This window comes from Mitsuaria sp. 7, assembly GCF_001653795.1.
Classification (GTDB): Bacteria; Pseudomonadota; Gammaproteobacteria; order Burkholderiales; family Burkholderiaceae_C; genus Roseateles.
In genome coordinates this window covers 2,270,546-2,293,315 of sequence record NZ_CP011514.1, presented here as the reverse complement: position 1 = coordinate 2,293,315, position 22,770 = coordinate 2,270,546, and the positions used below count along the sequence as shown (strand labels likewise).

Genomic DNA, 22,770 nt, shown 5'->3' with positions numbered 1-22,770 from the left:
GGCTAGTCCTCGATCACGCGGAAGAAATGGGTTCCGTCGCGGTCGAGCTGCGCGATCAGTCCGAACTCCCAGTCGAGGTAGGCCTGCATCGCGTCGCGCGGGTGGTTCGTGCCCTCGTAGGGGCGGCGATAACGGTCGTCGCGCGGGAAGGCCAGACGCGGATTGGCGGATTCGATCGGCAGGCCCGCGTCGTACCAGGCTGTCGTTCCACCTTCCAGCACCAGCAGCTCGCGTCCCTCTGAGGCCAGCTCCGCAGCGAGGTCCGCGGCGACGAAGCGCGGCAGCACGCCCAGATTGCCGGTGAGAACGACCCGGCGTGCCGGCGGGATCACGGTGCGGAGTGCGTCGGCGAGTCGCGCTCGCGGGCTCCACCATGCGCCGGGAATGTGCCGGACGATGTAGGTGATGCTCGGCGCCACGTCGACGACGACCGTATCGGGCTGCTCCCGATCGGCTTCTTCGGCGCGCCAGCGGGCGAGCTCGGCGGGCGTCACGGTGGCAACCGTCGGCGACAGCGGCTGCGGCGGCAGGTCGGGGCCGGTCTCGGTGTGGGCGGTGGCGTCGGGCGGCAGCACTGCGACCTCCCACCCCATCTGCGCGAGCCAGGCCGCAGCCATCGGCGCGCGGATGCCGTCGTCGTCGGCCAGCACGATGCGGGCGCCACGCACCGGCGCGTGATGGTCGGTCTCCTGGACGAGCTGCCCGCCGGCCGCATTGCGGAATCCCGGTCGGTGGGCGCGGCCGTACTCGGCGGCGCTGCGGACATCGAATCGATAGGTCGTGCGCCGGGCGTCGGCCAGCCATTCCGTCAGGACGGACGCGTCGATGCGTTGCACGTGAGCCCGTCGGGCGAGCGCGGCGGCGCCTTCCCGCGCGGCGGTCAGATCGCCGACCGGCGCGTCCTCATGCGAGCGCCCCTGGCCCTGCGCCAGCGTGAGGCCGGCGAGCGTCCATCCGATCGTTCCGTTGCGCAGCGCTGCGACCGGATTCGGCACGCCGGCATCGATCAGCGACTGCGCGCCGATCAGGCTGCGTGTGCGGCCGGCGCAGTGCACCACGATCGTCGTCGAAGGATCGGGTGCGAGGTCGCGCGCGCGGCGCACCAGCTCGCCGCCGGGCGTGCTGATCGAGCCGGGCAGGCTCATCGTGCGGTACTCGTCGAAGCGACGGGCGTCCAGCAGCACGAGGTTGTCGCCACGGGCAAGCTGCGCGTGAACTTCCTCCCCCGGCAACGACGGCGTATGCCGACGCGCCTCCACGAGCTCGCCGAAGGCCTTGCTCGGGACGTTGACGTCGCGGAAGAGCTCCAGGCCGTCGTCGCGCCACGCGCTCAAGCCGCCGGCGAGCAGGGCGACGTCGGTGTAGCCGAGCGACTGCAGCTTGCGCGCCGACGGCGCCGCGACGCCTTCGCCGTCGTCGTAGATCACGATGGGCACGTCGCGGCGCGGCAGGCGGCCCCACGCGTCGAGTTCCAGCCGCGAAGCCGCCAGGTTGGCGGCCCACAGCGGGTGGGCCTCGGCATAGGCGGCCTCCTCGCGGACGTCGAGCAGTGCGATCTCGACGCGCGCCAGCAGCGCCGCGCGGACGTCGGCCGGCGTGCGGGTCGGTAGCGGTGTGGGGTGTTTCGGCACAGGCGGGCGCGGCAGGCCTTGGGCCGGCGTCGTCGGGTCGGAGTTCAGGACGGACATGGCAATGACTCCTTGCAGTCGGTCGTTCGGTCGGTCGAGCGGGTGCGGCTCAAGCCGGACGCCAGACCGGCGATTCCTGGATGGCGATGCGGCGTGGCAGGATCTGCGCGCCGCTGAAGGCGTCGGCGATGCGCTGCTGCTCGGACAGCGATTCCGCGTCGACGGGGCGGACCGCATACGTGCGGCGCTCGTTGGCGGCGGCGACGATGGAGGGGTCGAGGCCGAGCACCGGCGCATGCCACTCGGCGGCCGCGGCCGGGTTCTTCTTGACCCAGTCGCCCGCGCGCTGGAGTTCGTCGTAGACGCGTTGGAGCACGTCCGGATTCTGCTGGGCGAACGAGGTGGCCGCGAGATAGAAACGACGATAGGCGGCGATGCGGGTGCCGTCGACCAGGATGCGGGCGCCCGATTGGCGTTGCACGGCGGCCAGGAACGGATCCCAGACGACCCAGGCGGCGATGGCGCCGTTCTCGAAGGCCGAGCGGCCGTCGGCGGGATTGAGGTAGGCGGGCTCGATGTCGCGGATGGACAGGCCGGCCTGGCTGAGCGCTTCCAGCAGCAGGTAGTGCGCACCGGCGCCCTTGGCGAAGCCGATCTTCTTGCCCTTCAACTGCGCGACGTTGGTGATCGGCGAGTCCTTGCGGACCACGATGGCCTGCGCGGTGGGCGAGGGCGTTTCGATCGCGTAGTAGGTGAGCTTTGCGCCAGCCGCGAGCGCGAACGGCGGGACCGCATCCGCCACGTCGGCGCTGAGGTCGAGCGCGCCGATGTTGAGCGCTTCCAGCAGCGGCAGGCCGGAGGTGAATTCATGCCAGCTGACGTTGACCTGGTGCGGCGCGAGCGCCTTCTCCAGGATCCCGCGGGACTTGAGGAACAGCGTCAGCGTGCTGGACTTCTGGTAGCCGATGCGCAGGGTCTTGGCCTCGGCCGCGAGGACCGGGAGCGGGGGCAGGGCGGCCGCCCCGGCAAGGGCGGCGGCTTGAGCCAGCCATTGACGGCGGGAGGTCGGAGAAGAGGCGCAGGACATGGCGGGGGGAGCTCGCGAGGACGAGGAAACGGGAGATCACCGCAGCCTAGGGATGCGGGGCAAGACCTGGAACGAAGCAAAGCGAGGATCGATACACGCCGTCTGCTTCAGCGCGCCGCCGCCTGCGATTTCAACCACCCCATGGCCGCCTGTGCGCCGGCGGTCGGCGAGCGCTCGTTGCTGACCGCCAGGTGATAGGTGTGCCCGGCGATCACCGGGCCGAAAGGCTGGACGAGATGACCGGCCGCGAGTTCCTCGGCGATCAGGGCCTGGCTCACCAGCGCGATGCCATGGCCGGCGACCGCCGCCTGGATGGCGTGCCCCTCATCGGAAAAGCGCAGTTGCCCCGCGGATGGCATCCTTTCAATGCCGGCCGAGACGAACCAGCGCTCCCAGGTGGGGTTCTCGGGCTGCGCGCGCTTCCAGTCGAAGTGGATCAGCGGCAGCCGCGCCAGGTCGTCGATGGATCGCACCTCGAGGCGCGGATTCGCGACCGGCGCGAAGTGGTCGGTGAAGAGCGGCTCGGCGGTGAGGCCAGGGTAGGGGCCGCGCCCATAGCGGATGGCGATGTCCACCGCCATCGAGCGCAGGTCCACGACGTCATCGGAGGCCTGCAGTTGCAGGTCGATGCCCGGATGCAGGCGACGGAAATCCGCCATCCTCGGCACCAGCCACTTCACCGTGAAGGCGTTCGTCGCGGAGATCACCACCTGCGGCCGCCGGCGGGGCTGTGTCAGTCGCTCCAGCGCCGACTGGAACGCATCGAAGCCGTCCCGCAGCACCGGGTAGAGCTGCGCGCCGGCCTCGGTGAGCGCCACGCGCCGCACGTGCCTTTCAAACAGCTCGACGCCGCTCAGCGCTTCCAGTCCGCGGATCTGGTGGCTGATCGCCGTCGGTGTGACGGCGAGTTCCTCGGCGGCAGCCTTGAAGCTGCCCATTCGGGCCGCGGCCTCGAAGGCGCGCAGCGCGGACAGTGGAAGCGATCGACGATCCATCGGATGGCTCTATGGATGATTTTGTCTCATCTTACGGCTGACTATTGAACCTTTGTCGAGCGGCCATGGCTTCCCTATCGTTCTTCTACGGACGGCACATGGCCCTCCGCAATGAATGAAAGGAATGCAACCATGCTGGAACGCGTCATCACGAATCCCGACCCCTACGAGCCCTTCCTGCTGTCGCAGGGCATCAAGGCGGGCGGGCTGCTGTTCATCTCCGGCCAGGCGGGCGCAGGCGAGGACGGCAAGATCGTCCCGGGCGGATTCCTCGCGCAGGGCGAGCAGGCCTTCGCGAACCTGCGTCGCGCGCTCGAGGCCGGCGGCTCCGATCTGAAGCACGTCATCAAGGTCACGATCTTCGTGACCGACATGGGGCACTTCGAGGACGTCGTCGCGCTGCGTCGCAAGTTCTTCTCCGCGCCGTATCCGGCCGACACGATCGCGGAGATCAAGGCGCTCTACACACCGGACGCGATGATCGAGATCGAAGCGATTGCCGCAGTGGCCGGAGCCCCTGTCGTTGTCGACAGGCAGGAGGGCTGAGATGGATGTCTCAAGCTTATTTTCCCCCACCGCGCTGGGGTCGATGCAGATCGCCAATCGATGGGCGGTCGCGCCGATGACACGCGTCAGCGCGCTGGCGGACGGGCGTGCGACGCCACGGATGGCCGAGTACTACGCCGACTTCGCTGCTGGCGGCTTCGGGCTCGTGATCACCGAAGGGATCTACACCGATCGGTCGTTCGCGCAGGGCTACCTTCATCAACCCGGATTGGCGGACGCGTCGCAGGGCAACGCGTGGCGACTCGTGGTGGAGCGAGTCCACGCGGCGGGCGGGCGGATCGTCGCGCAGCTGATGCATGCGGGCGCGATTTCGCAGGGGAACGCCCATCGGGCGATCGCGAAGGGGCCTTCAGCGATCCAGCCGTCGGGGGCTCAAATGTCCTTCTATCGAGGCGAGGGGCCGTATCGGATGCCGGAAGCGATGTCAGCCGAGGACATCGCCGAGGCGGTCAGCGGCTTTGCCTGCGCGGCGGTGCGTGCCCGCGAGGCGGGCTTCGACGGCGTCGAGATCCATGGAGCGAATGGCTACCTGCTCGACCAGTTCCTCACCGAGCACACGAATCGGCGTGAGGATGACTATGGAGGCGCCCTGGTGGCGCGGCTGAAGCTGGGCGTCGAGACGATCCAAGCCGTCCGTCACGCGGTGGGGGCGGACTTCGCGGTGGGTTATCGAGTGTCGCAAGGCAAGGTCAACGACTTCACCCACAAATGGCGCGGCGGCGAGGCGGATGCGGCCACCGTGTTCCGGACGTTGTCGGCCGCGCCCATCGATTACCTGCATACGACGGAATTCGAGGCCTGGCAGCCTGCCTTCGGAGACGGGCCGAGCCTGGCGGCGCTGGCGCGGCGCCATGGCGCCGTACCGGTCATCGCGAACGGGTCCCTGCAAGACCCCCCGCGGGCCGTGGACATGATGGACCGCGGTGAGGCGGATGTGATCGCCCTGGGTCGTGGTGCGCTGACGCATGCCGACTGGCCGAGGCGCGTTCGCGAAGGTTTCCCGCTGGAAGACTTCAACCGCGCGCTGCTCGCGCCGATCGCGGATCTGGCGAACGCGGATCGGCTGCGATCGGCGACTTCGGACGGGTGATCGCTGGCGCTTCCCCGTTTCAAGCGGAGACGTCAGCCGGCCCGCGGCTTGTCGCGAGGGGGCGTGGCAGGGGAGTCCGAGGGGGCCGCCTGCTCCTTCAGCGCCCACTCCAGCAGCGCGGCGGTCTTCTCGTCGCCAAGGTCGATCAGTTGCAGGCGTGCGGCGCGGACGGTTTCAATCTGCGAGAGGCTCATGCTGGGGCTCCTGGGTGGTGAGAGCAGTCGGTGAGCAAATTCTGATCCCATGCTGATGGCTGGCTGATGGCGGATACGCCGACGCCGGCGGGATGACAGCCGCGTCACAATGCCGCCCCATGCCCGCCGAGCTCTCCATCCTTTTTGTCTGCACTGGGAACATCTGCCGCTCTCCGACCGCCGAGGGCGTGCTCCGCCACCAACTGACGGAGATGGGTTTGGCGGACCGGGTTCATGTCGACTCCGCAGGCGTCCAAGGGTGGCATGCCGGTGAAGCCCCTGACGAGCGTTCCCAAGACCACGCCCGACAAAGGGGCTATGAGCTCTGCGATCAACGGGCGCGCGCGCTTCGCACCGATGATTTCGAGCGATTCGACCTGCTGATCGCCATGGATGCAGGCCACCTGCGCGAGCTCCGCCGGCGCTGCCCTGCTGCGCTGCAGCACCGGATTTCCCTGCTGCCAGGGGAGATCGAGGTACCAGATCCGTATTACGGCGGTACCGACGGCTTCGAGCAGGTGCTCGATCTGCTGGAGTCCGGCTGCGACCGTTTGGCGCAAATCGCAGCGGCCCGACTGGCCTGAAGAGGCCCCCTTCCCACCTGTCCGGGCTAACCCGAGCAAGCTTCGTTTTAATTGAGTAAAATGGTCGGACTTAGCCGGGGTTAACCCTGCTCCGGGAGTCGACCCGGCGTCAGCCGAGCCACCGCCTCCATGTCCTGTAGCCCGACAAGGGCGCCAAGGAGAAGTTCGATGCGTCTCACCACCAAAGGTCGTTTTGCCGTCACCGCGATGATCGATCTGGCCCTGCGCGAAAACGGCGGGCCCGTCGCGCTGGCGGCGATCAGCCAGCGCCAGCAGATCTCGTTGTCCTACCTCGAGCAGCTGTTCGGCAAGCTCCGCCGCCACCAGCTGGTCGAATCCACCCGCGGTCCCGGCGGCGGTTATTCGCTGGGTCGCCGCTCCGATGAGATCACCGTCGCCGACATCATCGTCGCCGTGGACGAACCCATCGATGCGACCGGCTGCGGCGGCAAGGAAAACTGCATGGGCGACGACACCGGCCGCTGCATCACGCACGACCTGTGGACGGCGCTCAACAACAAGATGATCGAGTACCTCGACTCGGTCACGCTGCGCAAGCTCGTCGACGACCAGCTCGCCAAGGGCGTCACCGTCGAGGAAGCGCCGATCAAGCGCGCCATCTCGAGCACCCCCGTCGTCAAGCCCATCCGCATCACCGCGCCGAATTCCGTGTTCGCGCTCGGCAATGCGATGAGCAAGTGATTCCGGCCCTCCGGTCCACGTCAACCATTCAGTAGTCGACAAGAAGAACGTTCCCATGGACATGACCCCGCATTTCCCCATCTACATGGACTACGGCGCCACCACGCCGGTGGACCCGCGCGTCGTCGACGCGATGATTCCGTGGCTGCGCGAGCACTTCGGCAATCCGGCGTCGCGCAGTCACGCGTGGGGCTGGGAGGCGGAAGAAGCCGTGGAGAAGGCGCGCGTCGAAGTCGCCAAGCTGATCGGCGCGGACCCGCGCGAGATCGTCTGGACCTCCGGCGCGACCGAGTCGAACAACCTCGCCATCAAGGGCGCGGCCAACTTCTACCAGTCGCGCGGCAAGCACCTGATCACGATCAAGACCGAGCACAAGGCCGTGCTGGACACGACGCGTGAGCTGGAGCGCCAGGGCTTCGAGGTCACCTACCTCGACGTCCAGGAAGACGGCCTGATCGACCTGGACGTGCTGAAGGCGGCCATCCGCCCGGACACGATCCTGATCTCGGTGATGTTCGTGAACAACGAGATCGGCGTGATCCAGGACATCCCGACCATCGGCGCGCTGTGCCGCGAGAAGGGCATCGTCTTCCACGTCGACGCCGCGCAGGCCACCGGCAAGGTCGAGATCGACCTGACCACGCTGCCGGTCGACCTGATGAGCCTGGCCTCGCACAAGTCCTACGGTCCCAAGGGCATCGGCGCCCTGTACGTGCGTCGCAAGCCGCGCGTGCGTCTGGAAGCGCAGATGCACGGCGGCGGACATGAGCGCGGCCTGCGTTCGGGCACGCTGCCGACGCACCAGATCGTCGGCATGGGCGAAGCCTTCCGCATCGCCCGCGAGGAGATGGCCACCGAGTTGCCGCGCATCAAGGCGCTGCAGCAGCGCCTGCTGGACGGCCTGAAGGACATCGAGCAGGTGTTCCTCAACGGCGACCTGACCCGCCGCGTGCCCCACAACGTCAACGCCTCGTTCAACTACGTCGAGGGCGAGTCGCTGATCATGGGCATCAAGGGCATCGCCGTGTCGTCGGGCTCGGCCTGCACGTCCGCGAGCCTGGAACCGAGCTACGTGCTGCGCGCCCTGGGCCGCAGCGACGAGCTGGCGCATTCCTCGCTGCGCATGACGATCGGCCGCTTCACGACCGAAGAGGAAATCGACTACGCCGTCTCGCTGCTGAAGGACCGGGTCGCCAAGCTGCGCGAACTGTCCCCGCTGTGGGACATGTACAAGGAAGGCGTCGACATCAGCACCATCCAGTGGGCGGCGCATTGAGCGTCCGCTGACGGCGAAACGAACGACGCAGTTCATCAAGACAAAGTTGTTGGAGAACACGACATGGCATACAGCGACAAGGTCATCGACCACTACGAGAATCCCCGCAACGTGGGCGGCTTCGACAAGGGCGACGAGTCCGTCGGCACCGGCATGGTCGGCGCGCCGGCCTGCGGCGACGTGATGAAGCTCCAGATCAAGGTCAACCCCGCGACCGGCCTGATCGAGGACGCCAAGTTCAAGACCTACGGCTGCGGCTCGGCGATCGCGTCGAGTTCGCTGGTCACCGAGTGGGTCAAGGGCAAGACGCTGGACCAGGCGCTGTCCATCAAGAACAACCAGATCGCGGAAGAGCTGGCCCTGCCGCCGGTGAAGATCCACTGCTCGATCCTGGCGGAAGACGCGATCAAGGCCGCGGTGGACGACTACCGCGCCAAGCACGGTCAGAACGCCGACGCGGGCGCGACTGCGGCGGCCTGAGGTCCATGATGTCCGTCACCCTGACCGAAGCCGCGGCCCGGCACGTCACGCGCTACATCGCCAAGCGCGGTCGTGGCGTGGGCGTGCGTCTGGGCGTGAAGACCACCGGCTGCTCGGGCCTGGCCTACAAGCTGGAGTACGCGGACGAGGTGGCCCCCGAGGACGTGATCTTCGAGGGCCATGGCGTGAAGGTGCTGATCGACCCGAAGAGCCTGCCGTACCTCGATGGCACCGAGCTGGACTTCGTCCGCGAGGGCCTGAACGAAGGCTTCAAGTTCCGCAATCCGCGTGAGAAGGATCGCTGCGGTTGCGGCGAGTCTTTCCGCGTCTGAACGCTGCACGCGAAAAAGGGCGCGGCCACGGTGCCGCGCTTTTTTGTTCATGAAACTCGACGACGACGACTTCACCCTGTTCGGCTTGCCGCAACGCTTCGCGCAGGACGGCGCCGAGATCGCCGAGCGCTGGAAGGCGCTCGCGGCGAAGGTGCATCCGGACCGCTTCGCCGCCGACGGCGCCGCCTCGCAACGCCTGGCGATGCAATGGGCGTTGCGCGTCAACGAGGCTCACCAGCGCCTGCGCGATCCGCTCAAGCGCGCCTCCTATCTCTGTGAACTGCGTGGTGCGCCTATCCAGGCCAACGAGAACACCCGCATGCCCGCGGCGTTCCTGATGGAGCAGATGGAATGGCGTGAGTCGCTCGACGAAGCGAAGACGCCCGACGCGATCCTCGCCATCGACAAGCAGGTTGCCGACCGCGAGCGCGCGCTGCTGGCGCAGGCCGGCCGCCAGCTCGACGACGAGGACAACGCCGCTGGCGCCGCCGAGTCGGTGCGCGCGCTGATGTTCCTGACGCGTTTCCGTTCGGACATCGACCATCGGCTGGATGCGCTCGAGCATTCCTGAGCCCGACATTCGATTCGACCTCCGATCCGACATTCGAAGAACAAGACAACATGGCCCTGCTGCAAATCTCCGAACCCGGCGCGTCGCCCGATCCCCATCAGCGCCGCATCGCGGTCGGCATCGACCTCGGCACGACGCATTCGCTAGTGGCCGCGGTGCGCCATGGCGTCGCCGAATGCCTGCCGGACGACCAGGGCCGCGTGATCCTGCCGTCGGCCGTGCGCGTGATGCTGGAAGGCCGCCGCCAGTTCGGCTATGACGCGCTCGCCGCGCAGGCCGAGGATCCGGAAAACACCATCGTCTCGGTGAAGCGCTTCATGGGCCGCCGCCTCGACGACATCGCCAATCGCGAGAAGCTCCCGTACCGTTTCGAAGATACGCCCGGCATGCTGAGCGTGCTCACGCGCGAGGGCCTGAAGTCGCCGGTCGAGATCAGCGCGGAGATCCTCGCCACGCTGCGCCAGCGCGCCGAGGACACGTTCAACGACGACCTGTTCGGCGCCGTCATCACGGTGCCCGCGTACTTCGACGACGCGCAGCGCCAGGCGACGAAAGATGCCGCGCAGTTGGCGGGCCTGAACGTGCTGCGCCTGATCAACGAGCCCACCGCCGCCGCGATCGCCTACGGGCTGGACAACGGCAGCGAAGGCCTCTATGCCGTCTACGACCTGGGCGGCGGTACCTTCGACATCTCGCTGCTGCGCCTGACGAAGGGCGTCTTCGAAGTGGTCGCCACCGGTGGCGATGCGCAACTCGGCGGCGACGACTTCGACCGGCTGCTGGCTGACTGGGCGCTGGCGCAGGGGGGCCTGAGCGTCAGCAGCGCCGCGGACAAGCGTCGTGTGCTGGTGGCGGCCCGAGAGGCCAAGGAAGCGTTGACCGATCACGAGCGCGTGACGCTGAGCGCCGCGCTCGATGCCGGCGCGCTGAGCGTCGAGGTGTCGCGCGGTCAGTTCGATGAACTGGCCCAGCCCCTGGTCAACAAGACGCTGCTGGCCGTGCGCCGCGTGCTGCGCGACGCGAAGGTCGCCGCGGACGAGGTGCAGGGCACGGTGATGGTCGGTGGCTCCACGCGCATGCCGATCGTGCGCCGCGTGGTCGGTGAGTTGTTCGGCCGCGAAGTCCTGACGAACCTGAATCCCGACGAAGTCGTTGCGCTCGGCGCCTCGGTGCAGGCGAATCAACTGGCTGGCAACAGCTCGGACGGTGAGATCCTGCTGCTCGACGTGATCCCGCTCTCGCTGGGTCTTGAGACCATGGGCGGCCTGGTCGAGCGCATCATCGAGCGCAACGCCACGATCCCTGTGGCGAAGGCGCAGGACTTCACCACTTTCAAGGATGGTCAGACCGCGCTGGCGGTGCATGTGCTCCAGGGCGAGCGCGAGCTGGTGAGCGAGTGCCGCTCGCTGGCGCGTTTCGAGCTGCGCGGCATTCCGCCGATGGTGGCCGGCTCGGCCCGTATCCGCGTGACCTTCCAGGTCGACGCCGACGGCCTGCTGAGCGTCTCCGCGCGCGAGCTGGGCTCGGGCGTCGAGGCGGCGGTGCAGGTCAAGCCGAGCTACGGCCTGTCCGACGACCAGATCGCGACCATGCTGCGCGAGGGCTTCGCCAGCGCCGAGGGCGACATGGTCGCGCGCAAGCTGCGCGAAGCGCGCGTCGACGCCGAGCGGATGATCCTGGCCACCCAGTCCGCGCTGCGCGCCGACGGCGATCTGCTCAGCGACGTTGAGCGCGCCGAGATTGCCGCGCTGCAGACGGATCTGCTCGCGAAGGCGCAGGCCGACGACGCGGTCGCCGATGCCGATGCGATCACCGCCGCGGTCGAGACGCTGGCCAAGGGCACCGAGGCCTTTGCCGCCGCGCGCATGAACCGCGGCATCCAGCAGGCCCTCACCGGCCGCAGCATCGATCAGGTCTGACCGCAAGCCGACGCCCAGCCGGACAAGCTCAGCTCGCCAGCCTCAAGGACACCTCCCCATGCCCGTCATCAAGATCCTTCCCCATCCCGAATACGCGCCCGAGGGCAAGTCGATCGAAGCCCCCTCCGGCACGACGATCTGCGAGGCGATGCTCGACAACCACATCGACATCGAGCACGCCTGCGACCAGGTCTGCGCCTGCACGACCTGCCACGTGATCGTGCGCGAGGGCTTCGCGTCGCTGTCCGAGATGGAAGAGAACGAGGAGGACATGCTGGACCGCGCCTGGGGTCTGGAGCCCAACTCGCGCCTGTCCTGCCAGGCCATCCTGTCCAACAAGGACGTGACGGTCGAGATCCCCAAGTACTCGATCAACCACGCCAAAGAGAACCATTGATCGACGAGATCCGCTTGACTGCGGTTCGCGACGACTTCCCCGGCATCCTGAACGGCTGATCCCATGCGCGTCCTCGGCATCGAATCCTCCTGCGACGAAACCGGCGTGGCGCTGGTCGACGCGTCTGGCGACGGCGTGCCGACGCTGCTTGCGCATGCGCTGCACAGCCAGATCACGATGCATCAGGCCTACGGCGGCGTCGTGCCCGAGCTCGCCTCGCGCGACCACATCCGCCGCGTGCTGCCGCTGACCCGCGAGGTGCTTGCGGGCGCCGGACTGTCGCTGGCGGATGTCGACGTGGTCGCGTACACGCAGGGGCCGGGTCTTGCCGGCGCGCTGCTCGTCGGTGCCGGCGTTGCCGCATCGCTGGGTGCCGCGCTCGATCGGCCGGTGATGGGCATCCATCACCTCGAAGGCCATCTGCTGTCGCCGTTCCTGTCGGCGGATCCGCCGGAGTTCCCGTTCGTCGCGCTGCTGGTGTCCGGCGGCCACACGCAGCTGATGCGTGTCGACGACGTCGGCAGCTACGAGCTGCTGGGCGAGACCATCGACGACGCCGCCGGCGAAGCCTTCGACAAGTCGGCCAAGCTGCTCGGCCTGCCGTATCCCGGCGGTCCGCATCTGTCGAAGCTGGCGGAGCAAGGTAATCCCGAAGCGTTCGCGCTGCCGCGCCCGCTCATGCACAGCGGCAAGCCTGATTTCAGCTTTGCCGGCCTGAAGACGGCGGTGCTGACGCAGGTCCGCAAGCTTGAGGCGCAGTCCGAGGGCATCAGCGAGCAGCAGCGCGCTGACCTCGCGGCCTCGACGCAGGCCGCCATCGTCGAGGTGCTGGTCAAGAAGGCGCTGCTGGCGCTGAAGGAAACCGGTCTGAAGCGCCTGGTCGTGGCGGGCGGCGTCGGCGCCAACAAGCGCTTGCGCGAACAGTTGGACGCAGCCTGCGAGAAGCGCCGCGTGCGCGTCCACTATCCCGAGCTGCATCTGTGCACGGACAACGGCGCCATGATCGCGCTCGCGGCCGGCCTGCGCCTGCAGCGCGACATGGCGAACCTGACGCGCGGCGGCGGCTTCGAGGTCAAGCCGCGCTGGGATCTGTCGCAACTCGCCAGCCCGGCGCAGCTGTGAGACGCTGGACGAGGAGGGCGGTGGTCGCATTGACCGTCGCGGCGCTCGCGCAGATCAGTCTGGCTGGTGCGATGGCAGCCGCTCCTGCTGCTCCGATCCGACTCGGCTTGATCGAAGGACTCTCCGGTCCGCTCGGCAACGGCGGCGAGGCCGTGTTCCGCAACCTCATCTGGGCGTCCGAGCGCGTCAACGCCCGCGGCGGCGTGAAGCTGCCGGGCGGCGCACGGCGCCTGGAGATCGTCCGCTTCGACAGCAAGGGCTCGGTTGAGGAGTCGCTGGCGATGCTGCGCGCGGCAACGGACCAGGGCGTTCCCGTCGTCCTCCAGGGCAACAGCTCCGCCGTCGCGAGCGCGCTGATCGGCGCGCTCGACAGGCACAACGCCCGCGAGCCTGACCGCCGCGCGCTGTTCCTCAACTACGCGGCCGTCGATCCGGCGCTGACCGGCGCGCAGTGCAGCTTCTGGCACTTCCGCTTCGACGCTCACACCGACATGCGGCTGGCGGCCTTGATCGAGGTGATCGCCCAGGATCGGAACCTCAAGCGGCTCTACCTGATCGGTCAGGACTACAGTTTCGGCCAGCATCTGCGCGAGGAGGCGAGGGCGATGCTGGCCAAGCGCCGCCCCGACCTGCAGATCGTCGGCGACGAACTCCACCCGCTCGGCCGCGTGAAGGACTTTCTGCCCTACGCGACGAAGATCCGGGCCAGCGGCGCCCAGGCGGTGCTCACCGGCAACTGGGGCAACGACCTGACGCTGCTGATCAAGGCGGCCAAGGACATCGGGCTCGATGCGCGCTTCTACACCTTCTACGGGAACGCGCTGGGCGTGCCCGGCGTGCTGGGCGAGGCGGGCGTCGACCGCGTGCTGGCGGTGGCCGAGTGGCACCCGAACGTCGGAACCGCGGATTCGGAGCGCTTCTACGCGGCGTTCCGCCAGCGCTTTCCGAAGCCGGATCACGACTACCTCCATGCGCGCATGCAGTTGATGGTCGAGATGCTGGTCGCCGCGATGGAGAAGGCCGGCAGCGCCGATCCAAAGGCGGTCGCGCTGGCGTTGGAGGGGTTGACGCTCGACGGCCGATCGCTCGGCGTGGCGCACCAGGGCTGGATGCGTCCTTCGGATCACCAGCTCCAGCAGCCGCTGTACGTCAGCGTCCTGCGTCGCGCCGGCGAGGCCGGGACACCGCACGACAACGAAGGCTCCGGCTACGGCTTCCGCACCTTGCGCTTCCTCGACGCCGCACAGGCTGAACAGCCTTCCAGCTGCCGGATGAAGCGCCCCTCCTGAAGAGGGGCTTTTGCGGCTATACTCCCCGGCTGTCCTGTCAGGTTCGTCCTGACGACGGCAATCAGCACGACACGGGTCGGTTTCACCTGTGATCGCAAGTCAAACCTCGGAAACCGTCTGCGCACTTGACGCCTTCACTGGCCATGCCGGCGGACCTTCCGAATCATTCCGGAACAAGGAACGCATCATGTCCAGCTTCGACCAAAACAAGGCCGAGATCGTCAAGGCCAACGCGCGCAGCGCCAACGACACCGGCTCGCCGGAAGTGCAAGTGGCCCTGCTGACCGCGCGCATCAACGAACTGACCCCCCATTTCAAGCTGCACGCCAAGGACCACCACGGCCGTCGCGGTCTGCTGAAGATGGTCAACGCGCGCAAGAGCCTGCTGTCCTACCTGAAGAAGAAGGACGCCGACCGTTACACCGCCCTGATCCAGAAGCTGGGTCTGCGCAAGTAATCGGCGCATGAAAGCAAAGAGCCTGATTGGTCTGACTCCAACAGGCTCTTTGTCGTTTCTGCGTGCCGTCGGCTGGAGTGTTCCGGCAGGCGGCCCGACCGGTCGGTGGACCGGTCACACAACGGAGTTGAACTGACGTGGCGCCGATGTGTCATTCCAAAGCGTTTGCAAGTGTTCGCCGGCAGCAGCCGGGACCGGCAGCCGCTCTGGAATGGCATCCCGCCAAACCCAGTTTCACTCCCGGTCCTTGTGCCGCACCGTGAGCGGCGCATCCCTGAACTGAGGAGAACTCGAATGAGCATGTTCAACAAGGTCGTGAAGACCTTCCAATGGGGCCAACATCAAGTCGTGATGGAGACCGGCGAAATCGCCCGTCAATCCTCCGGCGCCGTGCTGGTGAACATCGAGGACACCGTGGTGCTGGCGACCGTCGTCGCCAAGTCCTCGCCGAAGGCCGGCCAGGACTTCTTCCCGCTGACCGTCGACTACATCGAGAAGACCTACGCCGCCGGCAAGATCCCCGGCAGCTTCTTCAAGCGTGAAGGCCGTCCGAGCGAGCTCGAGACCCTGACCTCGCGCCTGATCGACCGCCCGATCCGCCCGCTGTTCCCGGAAGGCTTCTTCAACGAAGTCCAGGTCGTGATCCACACGGTGTCGCTGAACCCTGAAGTCCAGGCCGACATCGCCGCCCTGATCGCCACCAGCGCCGCGCTGGCCATCTCCGGCATCCCGTTCAACGGCCCGATCGGCGCTGCGCGCGTGGGTTACGTCAACGGCGAATACGTGCTGAACCCGGGCAAGACCCAGCTGATCGACTCCAAGCTGGACCTGGTCGTCGCCGGCACCGAAGCCGCCGTGCTGATGGTCGAGTCCGAAGCCGACCAGCTCAGCGAAGACATCATGCTGGGCGCCGTGACCTTCGGTCACGACCAGGGCAAGACCGCCATCGCCGCGATCAACGAACTGGTCCGCGACGCCGGCAAGCCGTCCTGGAACTGGGTCGCCCCGGCCAAGGATGAGGCCTTCATCGCCAAGGTCACCGCCCTGGCCGAGGAAGAGCTGCGCGCCGCCTACCAGATCCGTTCGAAGCAGGCCCGTACCGAAGCCTGCCGCTCGGCCTACTCGAAGGTCAAGGCTGCCCTGACGGCCGAAGGCACCGACTTCGACGGCGTCGAAGTCGACGGCCTGCTGTTCGAGATCGAAGCCCGCATCGTCCGCGGCCAGATCCTGGCCGGCGAGCCGCGCATCGACGGCCGCGACACCCGCACCGTCCGCGCCATCGAGATCCGCAACGGCGTGCTGCCGCGCGCCCACGGCTCGTCGCTGTTCACCCGCGGTGAAACGCAGGCGCTGGTCGCCGCGACGCTGGGCACCGACCGCGACGCGCAGACCATCGACGCGCTGGCCGGCGAGTACTCCGAGCGCTTCATGCTGCACTACAACATGCCTCCGTTCGCCACCGGCGAAACCGGTCGCGTGGGCAGCCCCAAGCGCCGCGAAATCGGCCATGGCCGTCTGGCCAAGCGCGCGCTCGTCGCCGTGCTGCCGACCAAGGAAGATTTCCCGTACTCGATCCGCGTGGTCTCGGAAATCACCGAGTCCAACGGCTCCTCGTCGATGGCTTCGGTCTGCGGCGGCTGCCTGTCGCTGCTGGACGCCGGCGTGCCGCTGAAGGCGCACGTCGCCGGCATCGCCATGGGCCTGATCAAGGACGCCAACCGCTTCGCCGTGCTGACCGACATCCTGGGCGATGAAGATCACCTGGGCGACATGGACTTCAAGGTGGCCGGCACGACCTCGGGCATCACCGCGCTGCAGATGGACATCAAGATCCAGGGCATCACCAAGGAAATCATGCAGGTCGCCCTGGCGCAAGCCAAGGAAGCCCGCCTGCACATCCTCGAAGCGATGGTCGGCGCCCAAGGCGAAGCCAACGCCGAGATCTCGCAGTTCGCGCCGCGTCTGTACACGATGAAGATCAATCCGGAGAAGATCCGTGACGTGATCGGCAAGGGCGGCGCCACCATCCGCGCGCTGACCGAAGAGACCGGCACGCAGATCGACATCGGCGAAGACGGCACGATCACGATCGCGTCGACCGACGGCGCCAAGGCCGAGATCGCCAAGAAGCGCATCGCCGAGATCACCGCGGAAGCCGAGATCGGCAAGGTCTATGAAGGCCCGGTCACCAAGATCCTGGACTTCGGCGCGCTGGTCAACATCCTGCCGGGCAAGGACGGCCTGCTGCACATCAGCCAGATCGCGCACCAGCGCGTCGAGAAGGTCACCGACTTCCTCAGCGAAGGTCAGATCGTCAAGGTCAAGGTGCTCGAGACCGACGAGAAGGGCCGCATCAAGCTGTCGATGAAGGCGCTGCTGGACCGCGACGCTCCGGCGCCGCACCACGGCCACGGCGAAGGCTCGGCCGAGTAATCGGTCGGCTGTCCGGCACGTCACCCCGCTTCACGTCATGAAGGCGATCGCCATCACCCAGCCCGGCGGACCGGAGGTCCTGCAGCTGGTCGAGCATGCCGACCCCGTCGCCGGGGTGGGTGAATGCTTGATCCGCGTGCAGGCCTACGGCATCAACCGTCCGGACGTGCTGCAGCGCAAGGGTGCGTATCCGGCGCCGGCCGGTGCCAGCGATCTTCCAGGTCTGGAAGTCGCGGGCACGGTCGAGTCGGGTGATGTCCAGGCGCTGGCCGCCGCCGGCCTCAAGGTCGGCGATGCGGTCTGCGCGCTGGTCGCGGGTGGCGGTTATGCCGAACTCTGCGTCGCGCCGGTGGCCCAGTGCCTGCCGGTGCCCCAGGGCTGGAGCATGGTCGAGGCGGCAAGCCTGCCGGAGACCTTCTTCACCGTCTGGAGCAACGTCTTTGAACGCGCCCGCCTGCAGCCTGGCGAAAGCCTGCTGGTCCATGGCGGCAGCAGCGGCATCGGCGTGACGGCGATCCAGCTGGCGAAGGCGCTGGGCTCGACGGTGCTGGTCACCGTCGGCAACGCGGACAAGGCGAAGGCCTGCCTGGCGCTCGGCGCCGACGTCGCGATCAACTATCGCGATCAGGACTTCGTCGAGGAAGTGAAGACGGCCACGAAGGGTCGTGGCGTCGACGTGATCCTGGACATGGTCGCCGGCAGCTATGTCGCGCGCAACGTGCAGTGCCTGGCTGACGACGGCCGTGCCGTGATCATCGCGGTGCAGGGTGGCGTGAAGGCGGAATTCGATGCGGGTCAGGTCTTGCGCCGCCGTCTGACGATCACCGGCTCCACGCTGCGTCCGCGTCCGATCGCCTTCAAGGCCGGCATCGCCCGCGCGCTGCGTGAGCGCGTGTGGCCGCTGCTCGAGTCGCGGACGATCTCGCCGGTGATCTTCAGGCAACTGCCTGCGTCGGAAGCCGCCGCGGCGCATGCGCTGATGGAATCGGGCGAGCACGTCGGCAAGATCGTGCTGAGCTGGTGAGCGATCCGCTCATCCGCAGGGTTTTTCGGATTAAAGGGAGTTGATCTGATGCGCAAGAAACTGGTGGTCGGCAACTGGAAGATGCACGGCACCCGTGCGTCCAACGCCGTGCTGCTGGCGGGCCTCAAGGAAGCGGGGCCGTGGAGCGCCCAGGTCGCCGTGTGCGTGCCGTTCCCGTACATCACGGACACGGCGCTCGGCCTGACCGGGACGCAGGTCGCGTACGGGTCGCAGGACGTGTCCACGCACGAGCAGGGCGCCTACACCGGTGAGGTGTCGTCGGCGATGCTCGCGGATCTGGGCTGCCGCTATGCCATCGTCGGCCACTCGGAGCGCCGCGCGTATCACGCCGAAAGCGACCAACTGGTCGCCGACAAGGCCAAGGCCGCGCTGGCACACGGCGTCACGCCGATCGTCTGTGTCGGCGAGACGCTGGCCGAGCGCGAAGCGGGTCGGACCGAAGAAGTCGTCAAGCGCCAGCTCGCGGCGGTCATCCACACGCTGACGCACTGCATCGGCGAGATCGTGGTGGCCTACGAGCCGGTGTGGGCGATCGGCACGGGCCTGACGGCCACGCCGGAGCAGGCGCAGCATGTGCACGCGCTGCTGCGCCAGCAACTGCGCGCGGCCACGCAGAAGGCCGAGCAGATGCAGATCCTGTACGGCGGCAGCGTCAAGCCCGACAACGCCGTCCAACTGTTTGCGCAGGCAGACATCGACGGCGGCCTCATCGGAGGCGCCGCGCTGAAGGCGGTCGAGTTCGCGGCGATCTGCCGCGCTGCCGGCTGAAGCCGGCGTTCAAGGTTCCTGGAGAAAATAGCAATGCAAGTGATGATGAATCTGGTGCTGGTGCTGCAACTGATTGCGGCGCTGGCAATGATCGGCCTGGTGCTCGTGCAGCACGGCAAGGGCGCCGACATGGGCGCGTCGTTCGGCAGCGGGGCTTCGGGCTCGCTGTTCGGCGCGACCGGCAGCGCGAATTTCCTGTCGCGCTCGACGGCCGTCGCGGCGACCATCTTCTTCGTGTCGACGCTGGCGCTGGCCTACATGGGCAGCCATCGCGACGGCGGCATCGGGTCCGGTCCGTCGGCGGGTGAGCTGCTGCTCGAGCGCGCCGCCAACCCGGCTGCGCCGGCCTCGGCTGCGGTGCTGCCTGGTGCCTCGATCGCTCCGCAAGCGGCGCCTTCGGCCGCTGCATCCGGCGCCTCGAACTGACAGAGCTGGGCGGCAAGCGCAAGCACCTCGATAAAATTGCTTTGGTTTCCTTTTGGAGCTCTGAAAGCACTATAGAATTCGAGGCTGTCTGAAGCGCAAACCGTCAAGACAAGGTCACTGAAAGGTGACCACAAGCCGACGTGGTGAAATTGGTAGACACGCTATCTTGAGGGGGTAGTGGCGAAAGCTGTGCGAGTTCGAGTCTCGCCGTCGGCACCAGAATAAATCGGCCTGCCATGGTCTTCGCGATCTAGCCGGAAAGCCGGATCGAAGGTGATCAAGCAGGTCGTAGGACTCTGGAAATCCCAGCGCACATCACGTGTGCGAATTTCCGGAGGACAAGGCGGGCGCGGTCCGTGAGCGATTGGATAATCGCTGGCGGCGCGCCCGTTGCTTTTGCCGAATCGTTGGTCGGCCCTGGCCCGCCAATCTTCGGTGACACGTCGGGAATTGGTTTTGCCGCGTCATGGCGGCAGTATCTAATCCCGGCCATACAACGAGAGCAAGTCGTGAGCCTGGAACAATACCTGCCCGTCATCCTTTTCATCCTGGTCGGTTGCGGAGTGGGTATCGCTCCGCAAGTGCTGGGCTTCCTGGCGGGCCCGCGTCGCCCTGACGCGGCAAAGAACAGCCCCTACGAGTGCGGCTTCGAGGCCTTCGAAGACGCGCGCATGAAGTTCGACGTGCGCTACTACCTCGTCGCCATCCTCTTCATCCTCTTCGATCTGGAAATCGCCTTCCTGTTCCCGTGGGCCGTCTCGCTGCGCGAGATCGGTCCGGCAGGCTTCTGGGCGATGATGCTCTTCCTGGGCATCCTGGTGGTGGGCTTCGCCTACGAATGGAAGAAGGGCGCGCTCGACTGGGAGTGACGACCCGATGGGCGGATCCGCGATGACGCGCCGGATCCGTGAATGCTTCAGGACACGGCGCCCGTTCAGGGCGCGTGTCCGTTAGGGAAGGGCAACGCGTCAACGCGGCGTTAGCGTGGCTTTCACGCAGCGCGCAGTCCGACGTGCCTTCTCCGCTGATCTCGAAAGATGGGAATTCGATATGGGTAACGAAGGCGTAATGAAGGAAGGCTTCATGACCACCCAGCTGGACAAGCTGGTGAACTGGTCCAAGACCGGTTCGTTGTGGCCGATGACCTTCGGTCTTGCCTGCTGCGCGGTCGAGATGATGCACGCGGGCGCCGCCCGCTACGACATCGACCGTTTCGGCATGCTGTTCCGTCCCAGTCCGCGCCAGTCCGATCTGATGATCGTGGCCGGCACGCTGTGCAACAAGATGGCGCCGGCGCTGCGCAAGGTCTACGACCAGATGGCCGAGCCGCGCTGGGTGCTCTCGATGGGCAGCTGCGCCAACGGCGGCGGCTACTACCACTACAGTTATTCGGTCGTGCGCGGCTGCGACCGCATCGTCCCGGTCGACGTCTATGTCCCGGGCTGTCCGCCGACCGCCGAAGCGCTGCTCTACGGCATCCTGCAGCTGCAGGCCAAGATCCGCCGCGAGAACACCATCGCTCGCTGAGCAGAAGCAGGCAGACCTCATGACCATCAAACTCGACACCCTGCAGGCGGCCCTGCACAGCGTGCTGGGCGACCAGATCGTCGCGTTCAAGCGCGAGCTGGGTGAAATCACGATCACCGTCGCGGCCAAGGACTACTTCAACGTCGCCAAGCTGCTGCGCGACCACTCGGAGCTGCGCTTCGAGCAGCTGATCGACCTGTGCGGCGTGGACTACTCCGACTACAAGGACGGCGCCTACGAAGGCGCGCGTTTCGCGGTCGTCTCCCACCTGCTGTCGATCAACAAGAACTGGCGCGTGCGCGTCAAGGTCTTCGCGCCGGAAGACGACTTCCCGTCGGTCGCCGCCGTGACGCCGATCTGGAACGCCGCCAACTGGTTCGAGCGCGAAGCGTTCGACATGTACGGGATCATCTTCGAAGGCCATGAAGACCTGCGCCGCATCCTGACGGACTACGGTTTCATCGGCCACCCGATGCGCAAGGACTTCCCGGTGACGGGCCATGTCGAGATGCGTTACGACCCCGAGCAGAAGCGCGTGATCTACCAGCCGGTGACCATCGAGCCGCGCGAGATCACGCCGCGCGTGATCCGCGAAGACAACTACGGGGGCCTGTGAGCATGCCAGCCGAAATCAAGAACTACACCCTGAACTTCGGACCCCAGCATCCGGCCGCGCACGGCGTGCTGCGCCTGGTGCTGGAGCTGGACGGGGAAGTGATCCAGCGCGCCGATCCGCACATCGGCCTGCTGCACCGCGGCACCGAGAAGCTGGCCGAGACCAAGACCTTCATCCAGTCGCTGCCCTACATGGACCGCCTCGACTACGTGTCGATGATGTCCAACGAGCACGCGTACTGCCTGGCCATCGAGAAGATGCTCGGCCTGGAAGTGCCGGAGCGCGCGCAGTACATCCGTGTGATGTTCGGCGAGCTGACCCGCATCCTGAACCACCTGCTCTGGCTGGGCGCGCACGGCATCGACTGCGGCGCGATGAACATCCTCATCTACTGCTTCCGCGAGCGTGAGGACATCTTCGACATGTACGAGGCGGTCTCGGGCGCGCGCATGCACGCGGCCTACTTCCGTCCGGGCGGCGTGTACCGCGACCTGCCGGACTCGATGCCGCAGTACAAGGTCAGCAAGATCAAGAACCAGAAGGCGATCGACAAGCTCAACGAGAACCGCCAGGGCTCGCTGCTGGACTTCATCGAGGACTTCTGCAACCGCTTCCCGGCCAACGTCGACGACTACGAGACGCTGCTGACCGACAACCGCATCTGGAAGCAGCGCACGGTCGGCATCGGCGTCGTGACGCCCGAGCGCGCGCTCAACCTGGGCCTGACCGGCCCGATGCTGCGCGGCTCCGGCATCGCGTGGGACACGCGCAAGACGCAGCCGTACGACGTGTACGGCAGGATGGACTTCGACATCCCGGTCGGCACCAACGGCGACACCTACGACCGCTACTGCGTGCGCGTCGAGGAGATGCGCCAGTCCAACCGCATCGTGCAGCAGTGCGTGAAGTGGCTGAAGGCGAATCCGGGTCCGGTCATCACCGACAACCACAAGGTCGCTCCTCCGAGCCGCGTGGCGATGAAGACCAGCATGGAAGAGCTGATCCACCACTTCAAGCTGTTCACCGAAGGTTTCCGCGTCCCCGAGGGCGAGGCCTACGCATCGGTCGAGCACCCGAAGGGCGAGTTCGGCATCTACCTGATCAGCGACGGCGCCAACAAGCCGTACCGGCTGAAGATCCGCGCGCCGGGGTATTCGCACCTGGCCGCGCTGGACGAGATGGCCCGCGGACACATGATTGCCGACGCGGTGGCCGTGATCGGCACGATGGACATCGTGTTCGGTGAAATTGACCGTTGAGTGGTG

25 protein-coding genes and 1 tRNA gene are annotated in these 22,770 nt (G+C 67.0%); 22 read left to right on the top strand and 4 right to left on the bottom strand.

What is annotated here, in order from left to right; all coding sequences use genetic code 11:
• Positions 1-2 precede the first annotated feature (2 nt).
• From ABE85_RS10180 to ABE85_RS10170, 3 genes are all read right to left on the bottom strand, one after another.
• Complete coding sequence (locus ABE85_RS10180) at positions 3-1,688, bottom strand: rhodanese-like domain-containing protein (protein WP_082938503.1); 1,686 nt, start codon at positions 1,686-1,688, stop codon at positions 3-5.
• 49 nt (positions 1,689-1,737) lie between these two features.
• Positions 1,738-2,715 carry an aliphatic sulfonate ABC transporter substrate-binding protein gene (locus ABE85_RS10175; protein ID WP_067273506.1) on the bottom strand — a complete coding sequence of 326 codons (978 nt, stop codon included), beginning with the start codon at positions 2,713-2,715 and terminating at the stop codon, positions 1,738-1,740.
• Between the two features lie 107 nt (positions 2,716-2,822).
• A complete protein-coding gene (locus tag ABE85_RS10170) occupies positions 2,823-3,710 on the bottom strand; it encodes a LysR substrate-binding domain-containing protein (RefSeq protein ID WP_067273503.1) in 888 nt (295 codons plus the stop codon).
• Positions 3,711-3,842: 132 nt separating this feature from the next.
• On the opposite strand from ABE85_RS10170, the gene ABE85_RS10165 reads away from it, so the two are divergent.
• Both ABE85_RS10165 and ABE85_RS10160 read left to right on the top strand, forming a co-directional pair.
• On the top strand, positions 3,843-4,256 hold the full coding sequence (locus ABE85_RS10165) for a RidA family protein (RefSeq protein WP_067273493.1): 414 nt from the start codon (positions 3,843-3,845) through the stop codon (positions 4,254-4,256).
• A 1-nt stretch (position 4,257) separates the two neighbouring features.
• Positions 4,258-5,367 (top strand): NADH:flavin oxidoreductase, encoded by a 1,110-nt coding sequence (locus ABE85_RS10160; protein WP_067273490.1) that lies wholly within the window; start codon positions 4,258-4,260, stop codon positions 5,365-5,367.
• Positions 5,368-5,399: 32 nt separating this feature from the next.
• Here the strand turns inward: ABE85_RS10160 and ABE85_RS27485 are convergent, their stop codons facing one another.
• Entirely contained in the window at positions 5,400-5,561 is a 162-nt protein-coding gene (locus ABE85_RS27485; RefSeq protein ID WP_157522191.1) for a hypothetical protein, read from the bottom strand.
• A gap of 119 nt (positions 5,562-5,680) precedes the next feature.
• On the opposite strand from ABE85_RS27485, the gene ABE85_RS10155 reads away from it, so the two are divergent.
• From ABE85_RS10155 to ABE85_RS10060, 20 genes are all read left to right on the top strand, one after another.
• Positions 5,681-6,145 (top strand): low molecular weight protein-tyrosine-phosphatase, encoded by a 465-nt coding sequence (locus tag ABE85_RS10155; RefSeq protein ID WP_067273488.1) that lies wholly within the window; start codon positions 5,681-5,683, stop codon positions 6,143-6,145.
• A gap of 168 nt (positions 6,146-6,313) precedes the next feature.
• Positions 6,314-6,847 (top strand): Fe-S cluster assembly transcription factor, encoded by a 534-nt coding sequence (locus tag ABE85_RS10150; protein ID WP_067273486.1) that lies wholly within the window; start codon positions 6,314-6,316, stop codon positions 6,845-6,847.
• A gap of 55 nt (positions 6,848-6,902) precedes the next feature.
• A complete protein-coding gene (locus tag ABE85_RS10145) occupies positions 6,903-8,123 on the top strand; it encodes an IscS subfamily cysteine desulfurase (protein WP_067273482.1) in 1,221 nt (406 codons plus the stop codon).
• 63 nt (positions 8,124-8,186) lie between these two features.
• The gene (gene iscU / locus ABE85_RS10140; protein ID WP_067273480.1) at positions 8,187-8,603 is read left to right on the top strand and encodes a Fe-S cluster assembly scaffold IscU; all 417 of its coding nucleotides are present in this window, start codon (positions 8,187-8,189) and stop codon (positions 8,601-8,603) included.
• Positions 8,604-8,611: 8 nt separating this feature from the next.
• Positions 8,612-8,935 (top strand): iron-sulfur cluster assembly protein IscA, encoded by a 324-nt coding sequence (gene iscA / locus ABE85_RS10135; protein ID WP_067282339.1) that lies wholly within the window; start codon positions 8,612-8,614, stop codon positions 8,933-8,935.
• A 49-nt stretch (positions 8,936-8,984) separates the two neighbouring features.
• Positions 8,985-9,506: a Fe-S protein assembly co-chaperone HscB gene (gene hscB / locus ABE85_RS10130; RefSeq protein ID WP_067273477.1), complete on the top strand. Its 522-nt coding sequence runs from the start codon at positions 8,985-8,987 to the stop codon at positions 9,504-9,506.
• Positions 9,507-9,556: 50 nt separating this feature from the next.
• Positions 9,557-11,425 (top strand): Fe-S protein assembly chaperone HscA, encoded by a 1,869-nt coding sequence (gene hscA / locus ABE85_RS10125; RefSeq protein ID WP_067273476.1) that lies wholly within the window; start codon positions 9,557-9,559, stop codon positions 11,423-11,425.
• A 58-nt stretch (positions 11,426-11,483) separates the two neighbouring features.
• Positions 11,484-11,822, top strand: coding sequence for an ISC system 2Fe-2S type ferredoxin (gene fdx, locus ABE85_RS10120; RefSeq protein WP_067273474.1), 339 nt, complete (start codon positions 11,484-11,486; stop codon positions 11,820-11,822).
• Positions 11,823-11,885: 63 nt separating this feature from the next.
• Positions 11,886-12,944, top strand: a complete 1,059-nt coding sequence (gene tsaD / locus ABE85_RS10115; RefSeq protein ID WP_067273472.1) for a tRNA (adenosine(37)-N6)-threonylcarbamoyltransferase complex transferase subunit TsaD — start codon at positions 11,886-11,888, stop codon at positions 12,942-12,944.
• A 20-nt stretch (positions 12,945-12,964) separates the two neighbouring features.
• On the top strand, positions 12,965-14,233 hold the full coding sequence (locus ABE85_RS10110) for a branched-chain amino acid ABC transporter substrate-binding protein (protein WP_409072577.1): 1,269 nt from the start codon (positions 12,965-12,967) through the stop codon (positions 14,231-14,233).
• Between the two features lie 187 nt (positions 14,234-14,420).
• Positions 14,421-14,690 (top strand): 30S ribosomal protein S15, encoded by a 270-nt coding sequence (gene rpsO / locus ABE85_RS10105; protein ID WP_067273461.1) that lies wholly within the window; start codon positions 14,421-14,423, stop codon positions 14,688-14,690.
• Between the two features lie 294 nt (positions 14,691-14,984).
• Complete coding sequence (gene pnp / locus ABE85_RS10100; protein WP_067273459.1) at positions 14,985-17,123, top strand: polyribonucleotide nucleotidyltransferase; 2,139 nt, start codon at positions 14,985-14,987, stop codon at positions 17,121-17,123.
• Positions 17,124-17,160: 37 nt separating this feature from the next.
• Positions 17,161-18,147, top strand: a complete 987-nt coding sequence (locus ABE85_RS10095) for an NAD(P)H-quinone oxidoreductase (protein ID WP_067273456.1) — start codon at positions 17,161-17,163, stop codon at positions 18,145-18,147.
• 48 nt (positions 18,148-18,195) lie between these two features.
• Positions 18,196-18,936, top strand: a complete 741-nt coding sequence (gene tpiA, locus ABE85_RS10090; protein WP_067273453.1) for a triose-phosphate isomerase — start codon at positions 18,196-18,198, stop codon at positions 18,934-18,936.
• 33 nt (positions 18,937-18,969) lie between these two features.
• The gene (gene secG, locus ABE85_RS10085) at positions 18,970-19,362 is read left to right on the top strand and encodes a preprotein translocase subunit SecG (RefSeq protein ID WP_067273446.1); all 393 of its coding nucleotides are present in this window, start codon (positions 18,970-18,972) and stop codon (positions 19,360-19,362) included.
• A 134-nt stretch (positions 19,363-19,496) separates the two neighbouring features.
• Positions 19,497-19,581: transfer RNA gene (locus ABE85_RS10080), tRNA-Leu, on the top strand.
• A 290-nt stretch (positions 19,582-19,871) separates the two neighbouring features.
• Positions 19,872-20,231, top strand: coding sequence for an NADH-quinone oxidoreductase subunit A (locus ABE85_RS10075; RefSeq protein ID WP_067273444.1), 360 nt, complete (start codon positions 19,872-19,874; stop codon positions 20,229-20,231).
• A gap of 181 nt (positions 20,232-20,412) precedes the next feature.
• On the top strand, positions 20,413-20,889 hold the full coding sequence (locus tag ABE85_RS10070; RefSeq protein WP_067273441.1) for an NADH-quinone oxidoreductase subunit B family protein: 477 nt from the start codon (positions 20,413-20,415) through the stop codon (positions 20,887-20,889).
• Positions 20,890-20,908: 19 nt separating this feature from the next.
• Positions 20,909-21,505, top strand: a complete 597-nt coding sequence (locus ABE85_RS10065; protein ID WP_067273439.1) for an NADH-quinone oxidoreductase subunit C — start codon at positions 20,909-20,911, stop codon at positions 21,503-21,505.
• Between the two features lie 2 nt (positions 21,506-21,507).
• The gene (locus ABE85_RS10060) at positions 21,508-22,764 is read left to right on the top strand and encodes an NADH-quinone oxidoreductase subunit D (protein ID WP_067273436.1); all 1,257 of its coding nucleotides are present in this window, start codon (positions 21,508-21,510) and stop codon (positions 22,762-22,764) included.
• Positions 22,765-22,770: the final 6 nt, after the last annotated feature.